The sequence below is a fragment of the Pseudomonas sp. 32_A genome (genome assembly GCF_017490905.1).
Taxonomy (GTDB): domain Bacteria; phylum Pseudomonadota; class Gammaproteobacteria; order Pseudomonadales; family Pseudomonadaceae; genus Aquipseudomonas; species Aquipseudomonas inefficax.
On sequence record NZ_JAFGYI010000221.1, the window covers coordinates 1 to 498 of the forward strand.

Below are 498 nucleotides of genomic sequence, written 5' to 3' on the forward strand. Positions count from 1 at the left end.
TTCTTATTCATGGCGCAGTAAGTGGGCGAGTTTTAGGATCGGCACACGCATCTGTTTCTGGAGCGACACCCATATCTGAGGCTTCAGCGACGGCTCAACATGCTGCTTCCTATTCCGGAACATCAGAAACTTCGACAACCCACGACTCGGGCACTGCGGAGCTTATCGACCGGAATGCAAAGTACCAGGCTAATCACAATGATGGCGCTGGAAAGGCCGATTCGGTGCGGTGGATAGATAGAACAGCAAGCTCACCTCTTGTTTTAATCGCCCCGCATGCCACCACGCAGATTCGCGATGGCAAACGGAAACCGGCTGACCTGTACACCGGCGGCATTACTGAGATTGTGGCCGACCGCATGGGCGCGTCATCATTAACAACGACAGGCAAGGTTTCAGATTGGAATAAGAATTGGTCTACGAGAAATGACGAATTCACACGGATCATCGACCGCCTTCCCAAGAATGCCGTCATTGTTGAAATTCACGGGATGAAAG

General features: G+C 51.8%; 1 protein-coding gene. It reads left to right on the forward strand.

What is annotated here, in order from left to right:
• A partial coding sequence (locus J5M58_RS26390) for a hypothetical protein (RefSeq protein ID WP_207880297.1) occupies positions 1-498 on the forward strand: 498 nt, incomplete at both ends.